Genomic DNA, 392 nt, shown 5'->3' on the forward strand with positions numbered 1-392 from the left:
CCTTCTTCCTCCCTCCCTCTCCTCCTCTTCTCCCTCTTCCTCTTCCCTTCCCTCCTTCTTCCCCTCCCCCCTCTTCCCCCTCCTTTTTCCTTCCCTCTTTCCCCCCCCTTCCCTCCCCCTTCCTCTCCCCTTCCTCCTCTCTTTTTTTCCTCTCCTCTCTTTCTCCCCTCCCTTTCCTTCCTCCTCCTCCCCCCTCCCTCTCTCCCCTCCCTTCTTTTTTCCTCTCCCTCCTTCCCTTCCCCCTTTCCTCTTCCTTCCTTCCTCCTCTTCCCTTTCCTTTTCCCCCCCCTCTCCCTTCTCTCCCTCCCTTTTCCCCTCTCTTTCTTTCTCCCTTTTTCTTTTCCTTTTCTTCTCCTTTCTTTTTTCTCCTCTTCTCTCCTTTCCCTTTTCTT

1 protein-coding gene is annotated in these 392 nt (G+C 54.3%); it reads right to left on the bottom strand.

The genetic code is table 11. From position 1 onward, the window contains the following. Window positions 1-392: hypothetical protein (locus KH400_RS29940; protein ID WP_217228232.1), on the bottom strand; the 392-nt coding region annotated here is incomplete at both ends.

This window comes from Desertibacillus haloalkaliphilus (assembly GCF_019039105.1).
In the GTDB taxonomy this organism is placed as follows: domain Bacteria; phylum Bacillota; class Bacilli; order Bacillales; family KJ1-10-99; genus Desertibacillus; species Desertibacillus haloalkaliphilus.